This is a genomic window from Dyadobacter sandarakinus (genome assembly GCF_016894445.1).
GTDB lineage: Bacteria > Bacteroidota > Bacteroidia > Cytophagales > Spirosomataceae > Dyadobacter > Dyadobacter sandarakinus.
Genome location: NZ_CP056775.1, coordinates 3,435,778 through 3,453,988, shown reverse-complemented (window position 1 = coordinate 3,453,988; position 18,211 = coordinate 3,435,778). Strand labels below are relative to the sequence as shown.

General features: G+C 49.0%; 18 protein-coding genes. 8 read left to right on the top strand and 10 right to left on the bottom strand.

Annotated elements, in window-relative coordinates; translation table 11 throughout:
* Positions 1–6: 6 nt before the first annotated feature.
* The 3 genes from HWI92_RS13925 to HWI92_RS13915 all read right to left on the bottom strand — a co-directional run bounded on the left by HWI92_RS13925 (position 7) and on the right by HWI92_RS13915 (position 3,153).
* A complete protein-coding gene (locus HWI92_RS13925; protein ID WP_204656093.1) occupies positions 7–930 on the bottom strand; it encodes a glycosyltransferase in 924 nt (307 codons plus the stop codon).
* Positions 914–1,528, bottom strand: a complete 615-nt coding sequence (locus HWI92_RS13920) for a class I SAM-dependent methyltransferase (RefSeq protein WP_204656092.1) — start codon at positions 1,526–1,528, stop codon at positions 914–916. The genes HWI92_RS13925 and HWI92_RS13920 overlap by 17 nt, the downstream gene beginning before the upstream one ends.
* 104 nt (positions 1,529–1,632) lie before the next feature.
* Positions 1,633–3,153, bottom strand: a complete 1,521-nt coding sequence (locus HWI92_RS13915) for a lipopolysaccharide biosynthesis protein (protein WP_204656091.1) — start codon at positions 3,151–3,153, stop codon at positions 1,633–1,635.
* Positions 3,154–3,273: 120 nt separating this feature from the next.
* Between HWI92_RS13915 and wecB the strand changes: the two genes are divergently transcribed.
* Both wecB and HWI92_RS13905 read left to right on the top strand, forming a co-directional pair.
* Entirely contained in the window at positions 3,274–4,371 is a 1,098-nt protein-coding gene (wecB, locus tag HWI92_RS13910) for a non-hydrolyzing UDP-N-acetylglucosamine 2-epimerase (RefSeq protein WP_204656090.1), read from the top strand.
* A gap of 23 nt (positions 4,372–4,394) precedes the next feature.
* A complete protein-coding gene (locus HWI92_RS13905; RefSeq protein WP_204656089.1) occupies positions 4,395–5,039 on the top strand; it encodes a class I SAM-dependent methyltransferase in 645 nt (214 codons plus the stop codon).
* Here the strand turns inward: HWI92_RS13905 and HWI92_RS13900 are convergent, their stop codons facing one another.
* A complete protein-coding gene (locus HWI92_RS13900) occupies positions 5,040–6,029 on the bottom strand; it encodes a GNAT family N-acetyltransferase (RefSeq protein WP_204656088.1) in 990 nt (329 codons plus the stop codon). It abuts the gene before it with no gap.
* A gap of 286 nt (positions 6,030–6,315) precedes the next feature.
* Between HWI92_RS13900 and HWI92_RS13895 the strand changes: the two genes are divergently transcribed.
* The 3 genes from HWI92_RS13895 to HWI92_RS13885 all read left to right on the top strand — a co-directional run bounded on the left by HWI92_RS13895 (position 6,316) and on the right by HWI92_RS13885 (position 8,115).
* Positions 6,316–6,936, top strand: coding sequence for a response regulator transcription factor (locus HWI92_RS13895; protein ID WP_204656087.1), 621 nt, complete (start codon positions 6,316–6,318; stop codon positions 6,934–6,936).
* Positions 6,937–7,053: 117 nt separating this feature from the next.
* A complete protein-coding gene (locus HWI92_RS13890; protein WP_204656086.1) occupies positions 7,054–7,584 on the top strand; it encodes an RNA methyltransferase in 531 nt (176 codons plus the stop codon).
* Between the two features lie 114 nt (positions 7,585–7,698).
* The gene (locus tag HWI92_RS13885) at positions 7,699–8,115 is read left to right on the top strand and encodes a histone H1/H5 family protein, HCT subfamily (protein ID WP_204656085.1); all 417 of its coding nucleotides are present in this window, start codon (positions 7,699–7,701) and stop codon (positions 8,113–8,115) included.
* A 49-nt stretch (positions 8,116–8,164) separates the two neighbouring features.
* Here the strand turns inward: HWI92_RS13885 and pgeF are convergent, their stop codons facing one another.
* Positions 8,165–8,938 carry a peptidoglycan editing factor PgeF gene (gene pgeF / locus HWI92_RS13880; protein WP_204656084.1) on the bottom strand — a complete coding sequence of 258 codons (774 nt, stop codon included), beginning with the start codon at positions 8,936–8,938 and terminating at the stop codon, positions 8,165–8,167.
* 166 nt (positions 8,939–9,104) lie between these two features.
* On the opposite strand from pgeF, the gene HWI92_RS13875 reads away from it, so the two are divergent.
* Positions 9,105–10,094 carry a glycosyltransferase family 2 protein gene (locus HWI92_RS13875; protein WP_204656083.1) on the top strand — a complete coding sequence of 330 codons (990 nt, stop codon included), beginning with the start codon at positions 9,105–9,107 and terminating at the stop codon, positions 10,092–10,094.
* 40 nt (positions 10,095–10,134) lie between these two features.
* Here the strand turns inward: HWI92_RS13875 and HWI92_RS13870 are convergent, their stop codons facing one another.
* Positions 10,135–10,650, bottom strand: coding sequence for a DinB family protein (locus tag HWI92_RS13870; RefSeq protein ID WP_204656082.1), 516 nt, complete (start codon positions 10,648–10,650; stop codon positions 10,135–10,137).
* A gap of 148 nt (positions 10,651–10,798) precedes the next feature.
* Between HWI92_RS13870 and HWI92_RS13865 the strand changes: the two genes are divergently transcribed.
* Positions 10,799–12,028 (top strand): metallophosphoesterase family protein, encoded by a 1,230-nt coding sequence (locus tag HWI92_RS13865; RefSeq protein ID WP_204656081.1) that lies wholly within the window; start codon positions 10,799–10,801, stop codon positions 12,026–12,028.
* A 31-nt stretch (positions 12,029–12,059) separates the two neighbouring features.
* Here the strand turns inward: HWI92_RS13865 and HWI92_RS13860 are convergent, their stop codons facing one another.
* Positions 12,060–12,251, bottom strand: a complete 192-nt coding sequence (locus HWI92_RS13860) for a hypothetical protein (protein ID WP_204656080.1) — start codon at positions 12,249–12,251, stop codon at positions 12,060–12,062.
* Between the two features lie 158 nt (positions 12,252–12,409).
* Here HWI92_RS13860 and HWI92_RS13855 point away from each other — a divergent pair, with 158 nt between their 5' ends.
* Positions 12,410–13,870, top strand: a complete 1,461-nt coding sequence (locus HWI92_RS13855; protein ID WP_204656078.1) for a gluconokinase — start codon at positions 12,410–12,412, stop codon at positions 13,868–13,870.
* Positions 13,871–13,922: 52 nt separating this feature from the next.
* On the opposite strand, the gene HWI92_RS13850 is transcribed toward HWI92_RS13855, so the two are convergent.
* The 3 genes from HWI92_RS13850 to HWI92_RS13840 form a co-directional block, all read right to left on the bottom strand.
* The gene (locus HWI92_RS13850) at positions 13,923–16,319 is read right to left on the bottom strand and encodes a TonB-dependent receptor (RefSeq protein WP_204656076.1); all 2,397 of its coding nucleotides are present in this window, start codon (positions 16,317–16,319) and stop codon (positions 13,923–13,925) included.
* A gap of 196 nt (positions 16,320–16,515) precedes the next feature.
* Positions 16,516–16,923, bottom strand: coding sequence for a c-type cytochrome (locus HWI92_RS13845; protein ID WP_204656074.1), 408 nt, complete (start codon positions 16,921–16,923; stop codon positions 16,516–16,518).
* A gap of 36 nt (positions 16,924–16,959) precedes the next feature.
* The gene (locus HWI92_RS13840; protein ID WP_204656072.1) at positions 16,960–18,135 is read right to left on the bottom strand and encodes a PQQ-dependent sugar dehydrogenase; all 1,176 of its coding nucleotides are present in this window, start codon (positions 18,133–18,135) and stop codon (positions 16,960–16,962) included.
* Positions 18,136–18,211 lie beyond the last annotated feature (76 nt).

Below are 18,211 nucleotides of genomic sequence, written 5' to 3'. Positions count from 1 at the left end.
AAAGCGTCACAAACCGTATTTGATCCGGTTTTTGATCTTCAAATATAGGGGAAGCCGGTAGTATTTACGGAATTCACGGATTACCGCGCTATCGGGCTGCAGATTAGTTGGCATGATCACAGGTCCAGCATTGAGGTCAGCGTCGTAGTACCCGGTTTTGAAGGTAAAATTAGTACCGCTGCCGTCAGTCCCGATGTTCCGGATTTTGGACCTGACAGGATATAGTCCCAATGCGTGGTTGATGAACTGGCTGTAAGTCCAGCGTATCGCCCAGGAGTCGATAATACCTTTCTGCTGTTTTGCGAGCATCGGCCAGAGATCGTCACCTCCTTCCACAAAACGCGTGCGGAATGCGCGGTCAGTTTTCAGTTTTTCAAATGCCTGCACCGACCAGTCTGCTTTTGCCCAGCGGTCGGCCCAGGTAGCCCAGCCCCACGAGCTTGCACGCGGCGCGAGGTACACATCGTGTGGGTAGCCTGCCGGAATTGCGACCGGCGGTGCATATGCAGTTACCGAGAAAATGTTGCTTCTGCGGGCGTAGATGGATAGTGCCTGATTCATATATTCCAGGAAATCAGGTGTTGTCAGCATATCGTCTTCAAGCACGATCACAGCATTGTGGCAGGCCAGCGTGTCGGTTACACCCTGAATTACGGAGCCCGACAAGCCCAGGTTTTGGCTTGCTGCATGAACCCGGATGCTTTTGAAACCCGTGATAGTAGCCAGGAAATTCCGTACTTTCTGTACATCGGCTTCGTCTGCCTGTGACCGGGTGCCATCACTGAATATGATCAGGTCGGTTTCCGCAGCCAGGTAGTTTGCCCGCAGCGAAAGAATGGTCTGTTGCAGGTGGTGCGGCCGGTTGTAGCAAAATAAAACGACCGGCGCCAAAGTATCTGATGCGGATGCAGGATCAGCTTTTAACGGCATCGATGATTAATGAGGTATAGCCCAGTTCGCCACCGTGGTTGCGGCTGTCGTGGTCAGCAGATCGCCGGACCATTCCATCACTGGCCGACCAGGGGTTTTTATGAAAAATGCCATTTTCATCATAATATTCGAGCAACCTGACGGTAAAGCCAATCTGCTGAAGATTACGGGACATAAGCTGATAGTTGTACAACAACTTGTGGTCGTGCGCACCTTCGCCGGTACCTCCGGGCTTTACATAGTCAATGTAAGCCGGATTGGAGCTGAAACCGTCGGGCACGGCTACACGCAGAAAACCGCCGGGTTTAAGAAAATCATAGCAATTTTTGAATGCAGCCTTCCCTTCATCTTCCGTAAGGTGTTCCCAAACGTGTTCCGCCAGAATCCGGTCGATGGAGTTTACGGTGAAATACCGCTCCCAATCACTGCGTATCAGCAGGTTGAGGGTTTCAATGTCAGAGTGGATCCATCCCTTATAAAGTGAGTACATGGATCCTACCACCATATTCACGGGTTCGGCCGGATTGTAGGTAACCAGCTGATACCGGCTGAAAGGCTCTTTCAGGAGTCCTGCGATGATTTTTTGCTTTAACGACATTTGGAAAGAAAATGAACGCAGCGGCAGATGCTGCGTTTTCTTGTTTGGTCAAAGATAAGAAATCTTGCCATGATAGAGAGTCCGCCCTGAGCTTTCGCCCGCAGCTACCTATTCCGGCGTAATGTGCGCATGACAAGCTGGCGACCACCCTGAAAGCCTGCTGAGATGTCTTCCGATACATTCCATAACAATATCCCACCCAGGAACACAATGGTAATCAGAACGGAACGTACCAGCATTATGGCCATGATTGAAAGCAGATCGCCCTTGCTCCCGGAGGGAACCAGCCAGGCTGCGAGGTAAGCAGCGGCAGCCAGGAGTATTACTTTCAGTGTAGCTGTGGTAAATGGCTGGATGCCCATTTTTTTACGTATAAAAAAAAGCTTGACGACATTATAGGTGACGGTAGACAAAAGTGCAGCAGCGGCAGCTCCATTGTAACCGTACATCGGAATCAGAAGCTGGCTGCTGAGAAGGATCAGGATGGTGAAGAAAAGTATAAAAACGATGTCGTACCTGTAAAAACGCGAGTTGGTCAGGATTTCAGAGTTCAGCCCGGTCATCATATCAACGATCCTGGATACACCGACCATCAGCACCACCCATTTTCCCTGTGAGTAAATTTCCGATTTGGGAATGAGCCCGAAAATTGCGTCGATATTGGCCCATATACCCAGAAAAAGGAAGGTGCCGATGATGAAAAGGTTAAGGGATGATTTTTTATAAATGGAATCAATGCTCGGGATGTCATTGCGGACGTACGCCTCGGAAATAATCGGGGCGCTGATCATGACAATACTGTTTCTGGGAATTGAAATTACCAGTGCAATCCGCGAAGCAATGTCGAAAACGGCGGTACTTCCAAGTCCGCCTTCAAAGGCTGGGAGCAGTACTTTTTCAATGTGCGGAAGCAATGCGGCACTTGCCCCGCCGAGCAGCACCCAGAGTCCGTAGCGGTACATTTCTTTGAATGCAGGATGCCTTATGAATCCGAAATCGAGCCTGCTGTAAAGCCGTCCCTGAAAGTACAGATACACGAGCATGGCGGCAATGGCCAGTACGTAGCTTACTACCGTCAGGTTAACCATGGTGTCAAAAGTTATCACATTGAACCCGAACAGAATTACCAGCAGACTATTGGCCAGCCGCAGGCCCACTTCCCGGATCAGCGATGGTACAGCAATACGCAAATGAATGCGCGAGTACGATTCCAATGCCAGCAAATACACCATGCCGACCGTCAGCGGAATAAATACATAATAGTACCGGACGAGCAGCGGCGAGTGGTCAAGGTAAAATTTGAGATAAAGCGGCTTAAACAGCAGGTACAATGCCACAAATGCAGCCAGACCGACCAGCGGAGTGATGAGAATGAATGTGAAAAGCTGCCGCCGCGACTCATAATCCTGGAACCGGCTGTGGAACCGGACTGCTACCGAAGGTACTCCCAGCAGCGCAAATGACATGTAAATGACCGGGAAAGTAAGGAGGGTAGAGGCGTATAAACCAAGTTGCTCCTGCGTGAGAAATTTATTATAAAGGATCAGAATATTGAAAATCCCAATCACTACGCCGACGTAAGAAACGATCGAACTCTTAAATCCCTGCCGTACAATAATCCCCATCGAGGTGTCACCTTTTACGGGGGCGAAATAAGATAAAAAGGTTTAGATAGCCTAACGGTAATTCTTTTGGGACGTTCCGGTTTGCATTTCATACATTCCGGCGCAACCAACAGGCACACTATGAAGGTAATAAACGTGGTAGGTGCGCGGCCTAACTTTATGAAGGTCGCGCCGCTTCACCGGGCATTTTCCCGCTTTCCCGAAATACATTCAATTGTTGTGCATACCGGGCAGCATTCCGATGCGTGCATGTCTGACGTGTTTCTGGAACAATTGAAAATGCCTCCTCCCGATTATTTGCTCCGGTTAAGCGCGGCATCGGCTACATGCCAGTTTTCAGAAATAATGACGGGTTTTGAGAAAATCCTGCAGAAAGAAAAGCCTGACCTGGTGCTGGTAGCGGGAGATGTAAATTCGACCCTTGCCTGCGCGCTGGCAGCATCCAAGGCGGATATACCGGTAGCCCACGTGGAAGCGGGCCTGCGCAGCGGCGACCGGAGCATGCCTGAGGAAATTAACCGGATCCTGACAGACGCCCTGTCCGCACACCTGTTTGTGACCGAGCCCTCGGCTGTACAAAACCTGCTCCTCGAAAACGTGCCGATGCAGAAAATCCATCTGGTCGGTAATGTGATGATCGATTCGCTGATCGGGATTACAGGGAGCTGGTGCCCTGAAAGTGCAACCAATATTTCAGAGCAAAGCAGGTACATTCTCTGGACCATGCATCGACCCTCCAATGTAGATACCGAGGTGATGCTGACGAAAATGCTGGCAATGATCACGCATCTTGCCAGACGATGGACAGTCCTATTTCCGGTGCATCCCCGCACTATGAAAAATCTCTGCACTTTTGGTCTGGCAGATCAGTTGTGCAGCATCAGGAACGTGCAGGTACTGCCGCCGCAGGGTTATATGGAGTTTCTGAAACTGATGACTGGTGCAATGGTGGTGGTGACAGACTCGGGCGGCGTACAGGAGGAGACCACATTTTTGCAGATTCCCTGCATTACATTAAGAGAATCCACGGAGCGCCCGGTGACGGTAGAACGTGGCAGTAACCTGCTGTTGTACCCTTTTGACGAAAAACGCATTGAAGACAATATCGCGGCTATTCAGCAAGGTTTATGGAAGAAAGGGAGCATCCCGGAGTACTGGGATGGCCGGACTGCTGAAAGGATCGTTTCGATATTGAAGGCACAATACCTTAATTTGTAGCGATAAATGAAACGCACCCGCGGATGATCAAGCAAATTAAGGGCTCACTATGGAGCATTCTGAACAAAGTAGGCGTAGGGGGAAGCCTGCAACTCGTCATGAGCGGAGCGCTCAAACAGTATGGCTGGTTTAAAAGCTACAATCTGAAACAATCTGTGGATGCACAGGGCCAGCCGATTCCCTGGTACACGTATCCTTTCATCCGCTTTCTCGAACCACGGCTCAGTCCTGACCTGAATGTGTTTGAATATGGTTCGGGTAACTCTACACAATGGTATGCTGCTCGCGTAAAGCATATTACGGCAGTTGAGCACGATTCGGCTTGGGTAACGATTGTGAGGAAAAAGCTGCCTTCCAATGCCGAGCTGCGTGAGGAAGTATTGGGTGACTCATATATCCAGGCAGTAGCAGCCGCCGGGAAGAAGTACGATATCATTATCGTAGACGGACGAAAGAGGGTGAAATGCGCTTGCTATGCAGCCGACTTTCTTTCCGAAAAAGGTGTCCTGATTCTGGATAATGCCGAAAGAGAATGGTACCAGCCCGCCAAGGATTACCTGCGGGACAAGGGTTTTCGCCGCCTCGATTTTATTGGCATGACACCCATCGTCGGTATTGAAACCTGCACAAGCGTATTCTACCGTGATCAGAATTGCCTCGGTATATAGTTATAGGTGCAGCGTGTAGGTAAGTTTTTCACTGACTACGCCGCCCAAATGCTCCTTAAATCGTCCCAGGGATGGTTTATACCGTCCGTTTTCGTCCAGTGAAATGCCGAGATCCAGCATGTTAATACCTTGTTTTTTACAAAAGTCGTGTATTGTTTTCGTAAGAAGCACCACCGGGCTGTAATGCCGGAAAGCCGGATCGTAGTCGGAAAGAAAGTTGTACAGAATGTGCTGATCAACCTGCACGGTCAGGGCTGCGGCTGCCAGTTTTCCGTCGTACATTAATCCGAAAGTCATAATGTCCTGCGGAAATTTGCCGGCCAGGTGCTCAACCTGCGCACCCGAGATCGACATCGGATATCCTTTCTGCTGCCGGCAGGCATGTATAAAGTTGTAAACCAGGCTCACAGGCAGGCTGCCCGGGGCAGGTATCTCAAAGCCAGTGACCCGGCATTTGCGCAGCCGTCTTTTTTCCGAGTTATGCAAAAGATCTTCGAAGGGATCTGCAACATTGATATGCCGGTTGCTATGCTGTTGTTCGACAATAAAGCCGGCTGAAAGGTAGGAGGAATGCAGGAGGGAATGTAGACCGGGCTGGTAGCAGGCAGGAGCAGTTTTGACAACCAGTTGCATGCCTTTTTTATGTCTGAGCCAGCATTTTATCGAGTTCAGGAACCAGGTTATTTCCTGGGCGCTGCAATGTTCACTGCATTGCACCCCGCCGAAAGGAGCCCTGCCGGGACTATGTAAAATACCGTTTTCATGTTCAAAGCAATGAAGACATGCACTTGCGGCTTCCTCACTTTCCCGGATCAGGTAAAACGAAATACAGGACTTTTCCGATTGCGTTTGGAGATGATCGGACCTGAGGTAGAGGAAAGGTGTAAATGCCAGCCGCAGAGGCACGTCCGGCGATTCGGAGACAAAAACACGTGCGCCGGGCTCAAACGGACAAAATTCAGGGATAGGTGTGATAATTACCGTTTTCAATATTTTGAAAAATTGCCCGCTTCGCACAGGTAATTGTACCGAAAATATAGCAAATCTTAGACGCTTGGTAATTTACAGGATACTAATTTGATATTTTTTATGTTTAATACAGTGCTGATTAGTACTTTTGTTTATTAATCAAACAGTTCGGGTACTTAGTGCAGAACTTATTCTGGTGGGAATGCGACGGCCACTAATAAAATTGTAAATCCGTAACTGTTAAGCAGATCGTTTAATTAAATTTGACACCGGGATATTTTCGTACTTAAAGGACCAAACCCATTGCATGAAACACATACTTATTGCCGAAGACCACGCTGTGGTGCGTATCGGTACCAAACACCTCCTCAAATCAATGATTCCGGATTCTTATGTATCCGACGTCGAGGATTTCGACAAGGTCCTTCAGGAACTGGACGAACGACCTTATGATTTACTGATTCTTGATATTAACATTCCGGGCGGTAATACTACCAAAATGGTGGAGACTATCCGGTCGAAATCTCCGGGGATCAGAATTCTGATGTTTTCCAGCTACGACGAACAGTTGTATGGCCTGATGTACCTGCAAGCCGGGGCCGATGGGTATCTGTCAAAAGATGCTCCGGAGGAAGAGTTTAAAACTGCGGTTTTAAGCGTCCTGAGCAATAAAAAGTATATGAGCGAAGATATGCAGCAAATGAATATCAACCGCCTCATTAACCCGAAAGAATATCTGCCGGATCCGATTGTGAGCCTGTCTCCGCGGGAAACCGATGTGATGAATCTTTTGAAGGAAGGTTTGGGTACTGCAAAAATTGCCGAAAAGCTGAACTTGCAGCTTTCGACTGTCAGCACTTACAAAGCCCGCATTTTTGAAAAGCTGGGTGTTAAAAACATTGTAGAGCTGATCACAAAGATCAAGTAGCCGGTTTCCGGCCCGACGTGATGCCCCTGTCCACAACCTGGTCAGGGGCTTTTTTGTGTGCTCCACCGAAACATTTGATCGAAAATCGTAGGTTTGGCGGCAGTATCGGTTTTGCGTATGAGAAAATTAGTGATGGAAGAACTTGGCCGTCTTACGGTCGGCGCGTTCAGGGATGCGGCAAAATTCCCGTTTGTAATTGTGTTGGATAACATCAGGAGTTTGAATAATGTAGGTTCATTCTTCAGGACGGCCGATGCTTTCCGGGCTGAAAAGATCGTGCTGTGCGGCTACACGCCGGCACCGCCGCACCGCGACATTTCCAAAAGTGCCCTGGGAGCCGAACTTTCGGTCGCGTGGGAGAAAGAAGCCACCACGCTCGATGCAGTAACTAAGTTGAAAGCCGCGGGCTACCATATCTGGTGTGTGGAGCAGGCGGAGGGAAGTACCTTGCTGCAGCATTTCGACCCGGTACCAGAAGCGAGGTATGCATTTGTATTCGGCAATGAAGTAGAGGGAGTTGCGGACGAAATCATGGAACTGGCCGAAGGAAGCGTCGAAATTCCCCAGTTTGGCACCAAACATTCGTTCAATGTATCCGTGTCAGCAGGGATTGTACTATGGGAATTCGTGAAGAAAAATTTAACATAAATATAACAGTAAAAATTAGGTAATTAAGGGTTAATTAACGGTTATTGCGGATTATCGCCTCAGTGCGGCCCGCGGGAGACCGCTCCATTTTTCATTGTATCTATCATTTACGTTATGAAATCTGCCACTAAAAAATTAACGACAGAAATTGCGGAAACCCTTGCCGGAAAAATCAGTGCGGTTTCTGCCGGTTCAAAAAAGATCAAGAAATCCATTGAAAAAGCTGCCGCAAAGCTGGCTAAGAAAGTTGCCAAGTTTGAAAAAGAGACATTAAAGAAAAAGGAGAAAGACGAGAAAAGCGCTGCTAAAAAGGTGAAGGTTAAGTCGAAAGACAAGAAGATCAAGCCCAGCAAGAAAGTAGCGGCTTTGGTTGAGGCTGCTTCTGCAAAAGTGCCGGTTGCGCCCCCTCTGAAACCAACCGTCGGAAAGCAGGCCAGTACCCGCCGACCGGGTAGAGTGCCCAAGGCTGCTTCCAAAGCATTGGCGCCAGCGGTTGACAATGCAGGATCTGAGCTGGAAAAAGCTGACTAAAAGAGAAATGCATGAACCAAGAAATCAACTCCAAAAGGGTTGGTTTTTTTTATGTACCTGCAATACCTATCGTAGCAAGCATTCTGCCGGTAAGGCCTTTTTCAAGGCGGTGTGAAAAGTAATCTTCATTGTTGAGCACCGTTGAAAATGCCGAAACTTCAACATTTTCCGGTCTTACGCCGGCTTCCAACAGGTCTTCGCGGTTGGCTTTTTTCAGATCAATAAAAAACTTACTGCGTTCGCTGTCCCAGCGCTTAAAGCTGCTATCAAAATGCATCGCCACATCCTCATTCACCTCGAAAGAGCATTCATCAATGCACGTACCTACATAGGCGAGGCAGGTATCAGGTTGTACTCCGTACTCGCTTTCAAACAGCACAAGTGTTTTGCGGACAATGTGCGCCACGGTTCCCCGCCAACCGGCATGAATTGCAGCCACGGTTTTTTTGACAGGATCATAAATCAGGATCGGGGTACAATCAGCTACGGTAACTGCTATTTGCACACCGGGTGTATGCGTAATCAGGGCATCATAGCCTTCGAACCTTCCCGGAGTAGTTACCGGTAATATCCGGTCGCCGTGCACCTGGTGTGACTTTGCAACCTGTTCCGGTTTTACACCCAGAGCAGCAAAAAAACGGCGGTTGTTTTCAGCTACATGAGCCGGGTCGTCCTGTGTGGAGCCCCCAAGGTTCAGTGAATGATAGGGCGCCGGGCTCACGCCTCCGTGCCGGGTGCTTTCTGCTGCAATCAGGCTGGCCTGGCCCTGGAAAATAGCAGGGCAACGATACATGGGCGTTGTCAGGCTGTCGGTTGTTGGCATGCTTTAATCTGTTATTTTTTGCTAAAATGCATCAATGCGCGGTGTAATGCTAAACCGTGCACCGGATTTATTTGCAGAAGGAAGTGGTTATACCTGGGTGAATGGTGCAGCAAAGAGATAATCCGTAATTTTATGCTGCACAACAATTTTACCAATTCCAGTGCTCATGATCAAAGTAAGCGTGTGTGTGGTGACCTACAATCATGAAAAGTTTGTAGGGCAGATGCTCGACTCCATTTTAATGCAGGAAACGACTTTTCCATTTGAGATTATTGTCGGCGATGATTGCTCCCGGGATAATACGCGGGCGGTTCTGAAAAGTTACCAGGAACGTTTTCCCGATAAGATCCGGCTGCTGCTGCATGCTAAAAACCTTGGTTTAAATGGGAAGTTCAATGCACTGGCCACTTTTGCAGCTGCCAGGGGCGAGTACATCGCCCAGTTTGACGGAGATGACTATCTCATCTCACCGCATAAGCTTCAGAAGCAGGTAGCGCTCATGGATGCTCATCCTGAATATTCCGCCTGCTTTCACAATGCAAAGGTGATTTTTGATGACAATGCAGCGCCGCCGTACCTGGTCAATACGCTCACAAAGCGCGAGTATACTGTAGATGATCTGATCGGTGAGGATGAGCTTTGTTTTATAGCGACGTCAAGCCTGATGTTCAGGCGCGAGGATTTTGAGAAACACCCTGATCCGGAGTGGACCAACCTTTCAACCAGCGGGGATATTCCCAGAAATATCATGCTCGCAACCCGCGGCCCGATCGGGTATATTGATGAAGTAATGTCGGTGTACAGGAAAAACCGGGCGGGTGCCAGCTTTGCCGACAATCACTACGGAGCAGATTTCCTGTTTAACCGGATACAGATGTATGCCAACATCAACAAAGAGCTGCAGTACAAGTACGATGACCGGCTGCAAAAAAATATTGCGACTTACTATTATAAATTGCTGTTTTCCAGAGAATATGGAAACTCCTACTGGCCGAGGGTGAAATATGCACTCAAGTACCTGTCCATGGCTGACCCTGCTCCGGAAAAAAAGAAAGAGGTGATCCGTGACTTTGTGCTACCTCCGGTTGTAATGCGGGTTTATAGTTTTTTTGCCCTGGGTTTATATAACCTGAAAGCCCGGGAAAAAGCCTCTTAAAACAATAAAACCGGATCAGCTGACCCGGTTTTATTGTTTTTCAGAACAACTTTTCCTGCGGTGGTTTTACACCTTTTAACCGGAGGTAAACCGTCGCCTGCCCGCGGTGGTGCGTTTGATGCTCAAAGGCTTTTTCGTAGGCAGTGCCCGCTTTCATATCCATATTAAAAACTTTCACGCTCTTCGCCAGATCGGCATCGCCCATACCTTTCAGCGACGCAATCACAAAATCATAGCTGTCGAGTACCGCCTTGGAAACGGCTGCTTTGGACTGGTCAGCCATTTTTTCAGCGGGAGTTGTCATAGGGTTCTGCTTGCCGGACGCAGCTGAAATAAATGCGAAATTGGCATCGGCAATGTGGTCCATCTGCTGGGCAAATGACCTGATTTCCGGCGTGGGCTTAAATGCATAGCCGTCGTCAGGCATTGCATCCAGATATTCTTTGGTGTAGGTTTTTGCTCTTTCCCATTCAGCAACCTGTTTTTCAACCATCGTCTGAGCCAATGCAGCCTGAACACCGATCAGCATCATGCAGAAAATAGACATTTTTTTCATTCGATTTTTTGTTTTGGTGGTTTTTACTTGGATGAAAGGTAGTTGTAACCTGCACGATTGTCAATATCTCCCAACATTTATATGGAAAGATTTATATTGTTTGCAGATATCATCAAAGCCGTTGTTCCATTGATTACAAATTTTAAAAATGGCCGAGTCAGCAGAGGAAAGAAGTAAAAAATACCTGGATCTGGGCCATAGCGAAGCAGAAAATCATGCTAAAACCCAACTTGAACTTTACGAGAAGCATGTAAGGGATACCAGTTCGGTTACGAACGTGATCTCCGAATTTTTTTCTACCAATCTCATCGGCTTTGCCTGGCACTATCTGAAGAGCCGGTTCGGACCGAGGCATCCGTACCAGGCCTATCCTAGAAATGGTGATTTAGGGATTTACCAGTTGCAATCATCCATACCCTCCCGGCAGGAAATTACACTGGCATTGTTGTCGGACTGGGGGAGTGATACTGCAGAGTCTGACGCTGTAGCGCATCTGGTAGCGCGCTATGCACCCGACTACACCGTGCATATGGGTGACATTTATTTTGTAGGAAGCCCGCAGGAGGTCGAAGAAAACTTTACGGCGCCCCATGCGTCCTGGTATTACGGGGCATCGGGCAGCCTGGCGCTATCGGGTAATCATGAGATGTATTCCAATGGAAATGCATTTTTCAAACACCTGCTGCCTGCGATGTATGCGCTCGACGGTACGGTAAAAAAAACGCAGCAGGCCGGATTTTTCTGTCTTGAAAACGAGCATTGGAGGATTATCGGGCTGGACACCGGCTATACCTCGGTAGGAAGGCCTTTTCAGGAAATTCTTTTTCCACCCGATTGTCATTTGCGGAAAGAGCAGGTGGCCTGGCTGCGCGACGTTGTCAAGCTTGGCGATCCGGCAGATACACGCGGATTGCTATTCCTGAGCCACCATCCTTACTTTTCAGCATTCCGGGAAGATTATGCCAAGCCGGGCAGCCAGCTGAAAGAGCTACTCGGAGAGGCCGAAAGGCCGGTAGTATGGCTGTGGGGTCACGATCACCGCATGGTCGTTTACCAGCAAAACAAAAACGGCGACGGCGTGACCGCATTTGGCCGCTGTATCGGACATGGAGGTTTGCCGGTAGAGGTACAAATGCCTGATCCCGGCGAATCCGGCAAGATCGCTTATTACGACCAGCGCGTACGAAAGGTTATCAAAAGACACCAGCTGGGATACAATGGATTTGTGATGGTAAAGCTCAATGGTCCGGAGCTGGTTGCCGAGTACCGCGACCTGGAAGATACCTGCGTGTATGCAGAAAGCTGGTCCGTAGAAAAGAAAAACGGCCGGCTCGATTGGAAGCTGCTGCATGTGCTTCCTGAGCTGGCCGTCAGATAAAGGCAGGCAGGCTGCCCTGGTATGTGTTACATTAGTGATGGTGCCCGTCGCTGTGGCTGCTATCCTTATAGAAACCCGCAAATGCAATGATCAGGCCGATTGTGCCCACTATGAAAGTAAACAGGTCTCCAAAAATGGCCAAAATGAAAAAGAACAGGAGAAAAATCCCGACATAAACCGCAGTGGAAAGCGGCCCTGATTCTGTTGGAGTTGTTTCTGACATATTGTGCTCGTATTAAATCAAAAGTTTGTTTTTGCGAAAATAAATAAAAGCCGCCAAGGTAACAGCCTTTGTACCCAATTTTTAAACCCTGAATCCATACATTTGTTTTTCATGTACATGCAGGTCTGCCAGTCCGCATTCCTTTAAAGCGATGTGAAATGCCCTATATTATTGGTTGTGATATCGGCACAACAAATGCAAAATCCGTAGCCTTTGACTCTGTATCGGGTCAGATCCTGGCTGCTCACAGCGAATCCTATGATATGCAGCATCCGCACCCCGACTGGAGTGAGGAGGACCCCGACCAGATTTTTGAAGCCGCCTGTAAGACGCTCCTGGATGTAACCAATGCTTGCAAAGACAAAGGTGAGCTGCTGGGTATCAGTTTCAGTGCCGCCATGCACGGCGTGATGGCGGTCGATCAGCAGGGCAAAAAGCTTGCTGACCTGGTGATCTGGGCCGACAACCGCAGCTCAGATATTGCAGTCAAGCTGCGGAAATCTGCAGTGGGGAAAAAGATTTACGAAAACAACGGCACTCCGGTACATGCCATGGCACCGGTATGTAAGTTACTGTGGTTCAAAAAGTACGAGCCTCGGATCTATAAAAAAGCAGCCCGCTTTCTGAGCATCAAGGAATATGTAATTTTCAGACTCACGGGAAAATATGTAGTGGACTATTCCATTGCGTCGGCCACGGGCCTTTTCAATATCCGCGAACTGAAATGGGATGAATATACCCTGCAGAAGCTCGGACTTACGCCCGATAAACTTTCGGAGGCTGTATCTCCTTATCACATTGAAAAGGTAAATGCCAAAAATCCGGCCGGACTGCCCGAAGGCACCTCGCTCATTATGGGTGCCAGTGACGGCTGCCTGGCTAACCTTGGTAGCGGCGCAATCAGAAACGGGACAATGGCGGTTACGATCGGTACGAGTGCGGCCGTCCGGATTTCCTCGGCCGAAGCGTATTCGGACCGCCTTATGCAGACATTCTGCTACGTACTGGACGAAAATACCTTTATAGTAGGTGGTCCGTCCAACAATGGTGCTGTGATTTTTGAGTGGCTGATGACCACCTTTTTTCCGGGAGAAGAGTATGATGCAGTCTTTAAAGAGGCAGCGAAGATAGCGCCGGGAGCCGACGGACTTTTGTTTTATCCTTACCTGCTGGGCGAGCGCGCGCCGCTTTGGAGCTCCACGGTTCGCGGCGGATTTTCAGGGCTGGATATCCAGCATACCCGTGCCCATTTTGCGAGAGCTGTCATGGAAGGCATCCTGTTTAATCTTTACAGCATTATTAAAATATTGCAGGACAGGCAGGAGATAGACACGATCTATGCCAATGGTGGTTTTGCAAGAAGCCCCGAGTGGGTGCAGATGCTGGCTGATGTAAGCGGGAAGAAAGTAAGGCTGAATGAGACCGTAGAAACCGGTGCTGTTGGAGCAGCAATGATGGGCCTGCGCGCATTGCAGGTTCATCAGAAGTTTTCCGACATGCAGAACTTCACTACCGTGGGGCAGGAGTTTGACCCGGATGAAAATGCGCATGCTGTTTATAAAAAGCTGAGCGCAAAATTTAATAAAGGTGCTCAGGCCATGGTTGCGCAAGGTATCTGATCAGCATAAAAAAGGTCCCTGTAAATACATTTACAGGGACCTTTTTTTATAATTAAAACTTGTATGAAATACTCAGGCGGTAGTTCCGTGGCGGTTCGGCCTGCCAGTAGTAGGATGTGATCGGGTTTCCTGTATCGGTAACAAAGTTGTATGTTCCGCCGCTGTACAGGTACTTATCCAGAATGTTGAAAACATTGAGGGTCAGGCGGATCTTGTCTTTTTCCCAAAATACACCTCCATCCAGTTTGAAATAGTCGGGCAGGTTGTAAGTATCATCCTTGTCGCTCCATGTAGAGGTAGCGCGATCGCCCAGGTAAGTGAAGCCGCCCGAAATCCCGGCGCCTTTCAAGCCACCCTTCTGCACTTTGTAGCTCAGCCAGCCATTCGCAGTATGCTTTGCAAAACCCGGGATCGGGTCGCCTACGGTAGCCACAGTGACACCTTCGGTTACTTTGGTAACTTCTGAGTTCGTGTAGGCATAATTGGCAGTAAGGTTCAGGCCCGGTAGCAGCGAGCCGCGCACATCAAACTCAACTCCCTGCGCTCTTTTCTGACCCAGTTCCACACTGAATCCCGAGTTTGGCCGGGTTGGATCTCCTGTAAGTTCATTGTTTTTAAGAATGCGGTAAAATGCAAGGGTTGTGTTCCAGCGGCCTTCTGCCCAATCTCTCTTGAAGCCGAATTCGGTATTGTTTCCTGTCACCGGCTGTACTTTCCTGCCGCTGCTCAGACGTCCCGATTGCGGAAGGAATGCCTGGTCGTACAAGGCGTAAACAGAGGTATTTTTGTCAAGGGAGATGCTCAGGCCGAGGCGCGGTGTAAAATGGTCTGCCTTGTCGGGTGCCGCACCCCATTGGGCCTGGCTCAGGTGGGTATAACGTCCTGCGATGGTCAGCCTGATTTTGTTGTCCAGAAAACCAAGCTCATCCTGCACGTACAGACCCGTATACTTCTGATCCATCAAACCTCCGGCACCTACGGCGCGGGCTTCCAGGTTCAGTGACCGGTCAAAAACGGGATAACCATTGTTAGGTACGCCATAAACCGGGTTCTTAGGATTAAAAAGACCACCCAGGGTGTCCAGCGCACGCGATTGAGACCAGTCTGCAAAGTACTCTTTTGTACCCACATCAATACCTCCCAGCAGCCGGTGTACCACGCCTCCCGTGTTTACTTTACCATTCACAAATACCTGACCCAAAGTCATTTCGCTTTTTGCATCCCAAAGTCCCACGCCGCGCTGCATGGTCGCATCGTGGTTAACAAGCCACGGCCACTGGCTGCTGCCAGCCATTTTGTAGTTCAGGTAGGCAAGCTGGGCAGTGATTTTCCAGTCCTGGTTGAGTTCATGCTGAAGATTAACAAAAATGCTGTGGTCTGTGATTTTCGTAGGTTTGAGGCCCGGAGGTGTTGAGGTAAAATTTCTTGGCAAGGTAGCATATCCCTCCGGCGAGAAAACGTAGTACGACCCTACGTCAGTCATTTTTGCATATTGCAAGGCATATTCCGCAGTCAGCTTGGTTTTTTCGTCGATCTGGTAGGTAATCACCGGAGCGATGCTGTAACGGTTATTATATTCGTTTGGCCGGAACGAACCTTTATTCTGGGCTGCAAGGTTCAGGCGATACAGAAACTTGCCATCCTTGCTAAGCTTTCCGTCGAGGTCCAGCGTAGCGCGGTATAAGTCGAAGCTGCCCATGGTAAAGCTGGCTTCTCCTTTGTTTTCGCCGGTAGGCTTTTTGGTAACTACATTATAAAGTCCGCTCGGATCTCCGTTTGCCAGCATAAAACCGGCCGGACCTTTTACAAATTCAATATGGTCCACAAAGCTCATGTCCTCGGTAAGTGGCCCCCAGAAGGAATTTACAACATTGAAACCATTGCGGAATGCCTGGATCTGCGAACCGCGCATGGTAATGTTGGCATACATATCGCCCCAGTGTTCAACCCGCGTGGCACCGCTTACATTACGCACCAGTCCGTCGCTCATGCTGATCACCTGCTGGTCGGCCAGCACCTTGCCCGTAACCACCTGTACATTCTGAGGCGTTTCAAGGATCGGGGTCATTAATTTAAGGCTGGGGGATACCTGGTCGGATTTATATTGATTGGCACCTTTTACAATTACTTCCTGCAGTTCGTTGGCACTTTCGGTCAGTGTAAATGATATTTCCGCCGTTTCTCCGGCCACTACCTCTACTTCACGCTCCTGAGTGGCAACCCCCACGAAGCTCACGAGCAAAATGTGGGAACCTGCTTTTACTTTTTCAATGGAAAACCGGCCACGCTCATCCGAAACCGCACCTTTGGAGCTTCCCTTGATTCCGACAGACACCTGTTCGGCAGGCTGTCCGTCCGAGCTCAGGATCTGACCCGTTATTTTACCCGTTTGCGCAAACGCCGCCGTCACCGAGCACACAAGCAGGAGAAGGATTAAAATTTTTTTCATACAATTTGAAATTGGACTAAATAGTTGAATGGTCGGCAAATATCCTATGCGGACTCATGCTTTACAAATATTTATTTAGATTTATTTCAAATAAGATTAAAGTTGATGTACCACGGAGGTTTTGTTCGAAGATGTTCAACAAAAAAGCAGAACTACCTTTCGGCCAGTCCTGCTTTTTTACGAAATGCGGTAAATCTTATTTCTTCTCCTTAACCTCTTCGACCATTTTTTTGGTGATCATTTTCTTTTCGGAAGAGTTGCCCCAGGAGTTCATAATGTAGTTCAGCACATCAGCAACCTCCGCATCGTCCAGGCCCGGATTGGGCATCATGTTATCGTAATCCACTTTGTTAACCGTGATTTTACCCATGAGCCCGAATTTCACCGCCCGGATCGCGTTTTCCGGCGTCTGCATCAGGTAGTCTGATTTTGCGAGGGGAGGAAAAGTGGCTGTGACGCCTTCACCGGTACCCATGTGGCAGGTAATGCAGTTTTCGGAGTACACCATTTTGCCCCGCTCAATACTCTTGGCAAGCTCATCGTCCTGACGCGGAATGGCAAGTGAGCCAAATGCCAGCATTGAAAATAATGTCAGTAGTTTCATATCATCTGATCAGCTGTAAAGCCAGGTTCCGGTTCCTCAGCTTTTTGGGCTCAGGCGAACCACCTTGCCCGAATTTTCCAGTACTACATACACATTCCCGTCCCAGCCCTGGCGCACATCCCGTACCCGGCCCAGTTTTTCAAAAATGATCTCCCTGGCTATTACTTTATTGCCTTTTACGGTCAGGTGCTGCAGATACATGAATTTCAGTGAGCCTACCAGCAGGTCACCATTCCAGTCCTTGAATTTCGGATTGGAAACAAACGTCATTCCGCAAGGTGCGATAGACGGCCGCCAGTACACCACAGGCTGTTCGAGGCCGGCGCGGGCAGTGTCTTTGGAAATAATACTGTTGTCATAGTCGATACCAAATGTGATCAGCGGCCAGCCATAGTTTTTGCCCGGCTCAATGATGTTCAGCTCATCGCCGCCCTGCGGGCCGTGCTCATGTTCCCAGATCACGCCGGTGGAAGGATTGATCACCATTCCCTGCGGATTACGATGGCCGTATGTCCAGATTTCCGGCCGGGCACCCTCGGTTTTTACAAAAGGATTGTCTTTCGGAATTTTGCCGTCTTCAAACAGGCGCACAACCTTACCCTGGTCGCGGCTCAGGTTCTGCGAGTTTTCTTTCTGGCCGCGCTCGCCCAGTGAAAGGAAAACGTACCCTTTTTTATCAAAAACAATACGTCCGCCAAAGTGTACATTGGCCTTCACATTAGGAATTGCCTTAAATATCTGCTGAATTTCTACCAGTGCATGGTCTTTCAGCTTGGCGCGGATGAGGGCTGTGTTGGCACCATCATCATCCCCTTCTTCACCTGCTGCTTTCGGGGAAGAAAAGCTGATGTAGATCCATCCGTTCTTTTTATAGTCAGGGTGAAGGGCAATGTCGAGCAAGCCTCCCTGTCCTTTGTTATACACCGCGGGAACACCCGAAATTTCCTGGGCATCCAGCTTGCCGTCTTTCACGAGGCGGAGCTTGCCGCCGCGCTCGGTGACGAGCAGGTCACCATTGGGCAGCAGGGCAGAGGCCCAGGGAGTGGTAAGTCCGGTAGCCACGGTATCCACCTGAATGTCTGCGGCCGAAAACTTCTTTTCGTCTTTGGAGCCGGCACCACTGTTGCTCATGAGTGCCGCAGCGGACACCAGCATCATTCCGCCCAGTGCGACAGGAAGGTATTTTTTTAGTAATGGAATGTTTTTGTTCATAGGTTAAAGGTGAATGATTGCTGTATTTAAAGGAATAAAAACCATTTCAAAGGTAACAAAAGAAAGGTAGCCGCCG

Coding starts and splice junctions, on each gene's coding strand:
- HWI92_RS13925 (WP_204656093.1), bottom strand. CDS start 930: ATGCCGTTAAAAGCTGATCCTGCATCCGCATCAGATACTTTGGCGCCG.
- HWI92_RS13920 (WP_204656092.1), bottom strand. CDS start 1,528: ATGTCGTTAAAGCAAAAAATCATCGCAGGACTCCTGAAAGAGCCTTTC.
- HWI92_RS13915 (WP_204656091.1), bottom strand. CDS start 3,153: ATGGGGATTATTGTACGGCAGGGATTTAAGAGTTCGATCGTTTCTTAC.
- wecB (WP_204656090.1), top strand. CDS start 3,274: ATGAAGGTAATAAACGTGGTAGGTGCGCGGCCTAACTTTATGAAGGTC.
- HWI92_RS13905 (WP_204656089.1), top strand. CDS start 4,395: ATGATCAAGCAAATTAAGGGCTCACTATGGAGCATTCTGAACAAAGTA.
- HWI92_RS13895 (WP_204656087.1), top strand. CDS start 6,316: ATGAAACACATACTTATTGCCGAAGACCACGCTGTGGTGCGTATCGGT.
- HWI92_RS13890 (WP_204656086.1), top strand. CDS start 7,054: ATGAGAAAATTAGTGATGGAAGAACTTGGCCGTCTTACGGTCGGCGCG.
- HWI92_RS13885 (WP_204656085.1), top strand. CDS start 7,699: ATGAAATCTGCCACTAAAAAATTAACGACAGAAATTGCGGAAACCCTT.
- pgeF (WP_204656084.1), bottom strand. CDS start 8,938: ATGCCAACAACCGACAGCCTGACAACGCCCATGTATCGTTGCCCTGCT.
- HWI92_RS13875 (WP_204656083.1), top strand. CDS start 9,105: ATGATCAAAGTAAGCGTGTGTGTGGTGACCTACAATCATGAAAAGTTT.
- HWI92_RS13870 (WP_204656082.1), bottom strand. CDS start 10,650: ATGAAAAAAATGTCTATTTTCTGCATGATGCTGATCGGTGTTCAGGCT.
- HWI92_RS13865 (WP_204656081.1), top strand. CDS start 10,799: ATGGCCGAGTCAGCAGAGGAAAGAAGTAAAAAATACCTGGATCTGGGC.
- HWI92_RS13860 (WP_204656080.1), bottom strand. CDS start 12,251: ATGTCAGAAACAACTCCAACAGAATCAGGGCCGCTTTCCACTGCGGTT.
- HWI92_RS13855 (WP_204656078.1), top strand. CDS start 12,410: ATGCCCTATATTATTGGTTGTGATATCGGCACAACAAATGCAAAATCC.
- HWI92_RS13850 (WP_204656076.1), bottom strand. CDS start 16,319: ATGAAAAAAATTTTAATCCTTCTCCTGCTTGTGTGCTCGGTGACGGCG.
- HWI92_RS13845 (WP_204656074.1), bottom strand. CDS start 16,923: ATGAAACTACTGACATTATTTTCAATGCTGGCATTTGGCTCACTTGCC.
- HWI92_RS13840 (WP_204656072.1), bottom strand. CDS start 18,135: ATGAACAAAAACATTCCATTACTAAAAAAATACCTTCCTGTCGCACTG.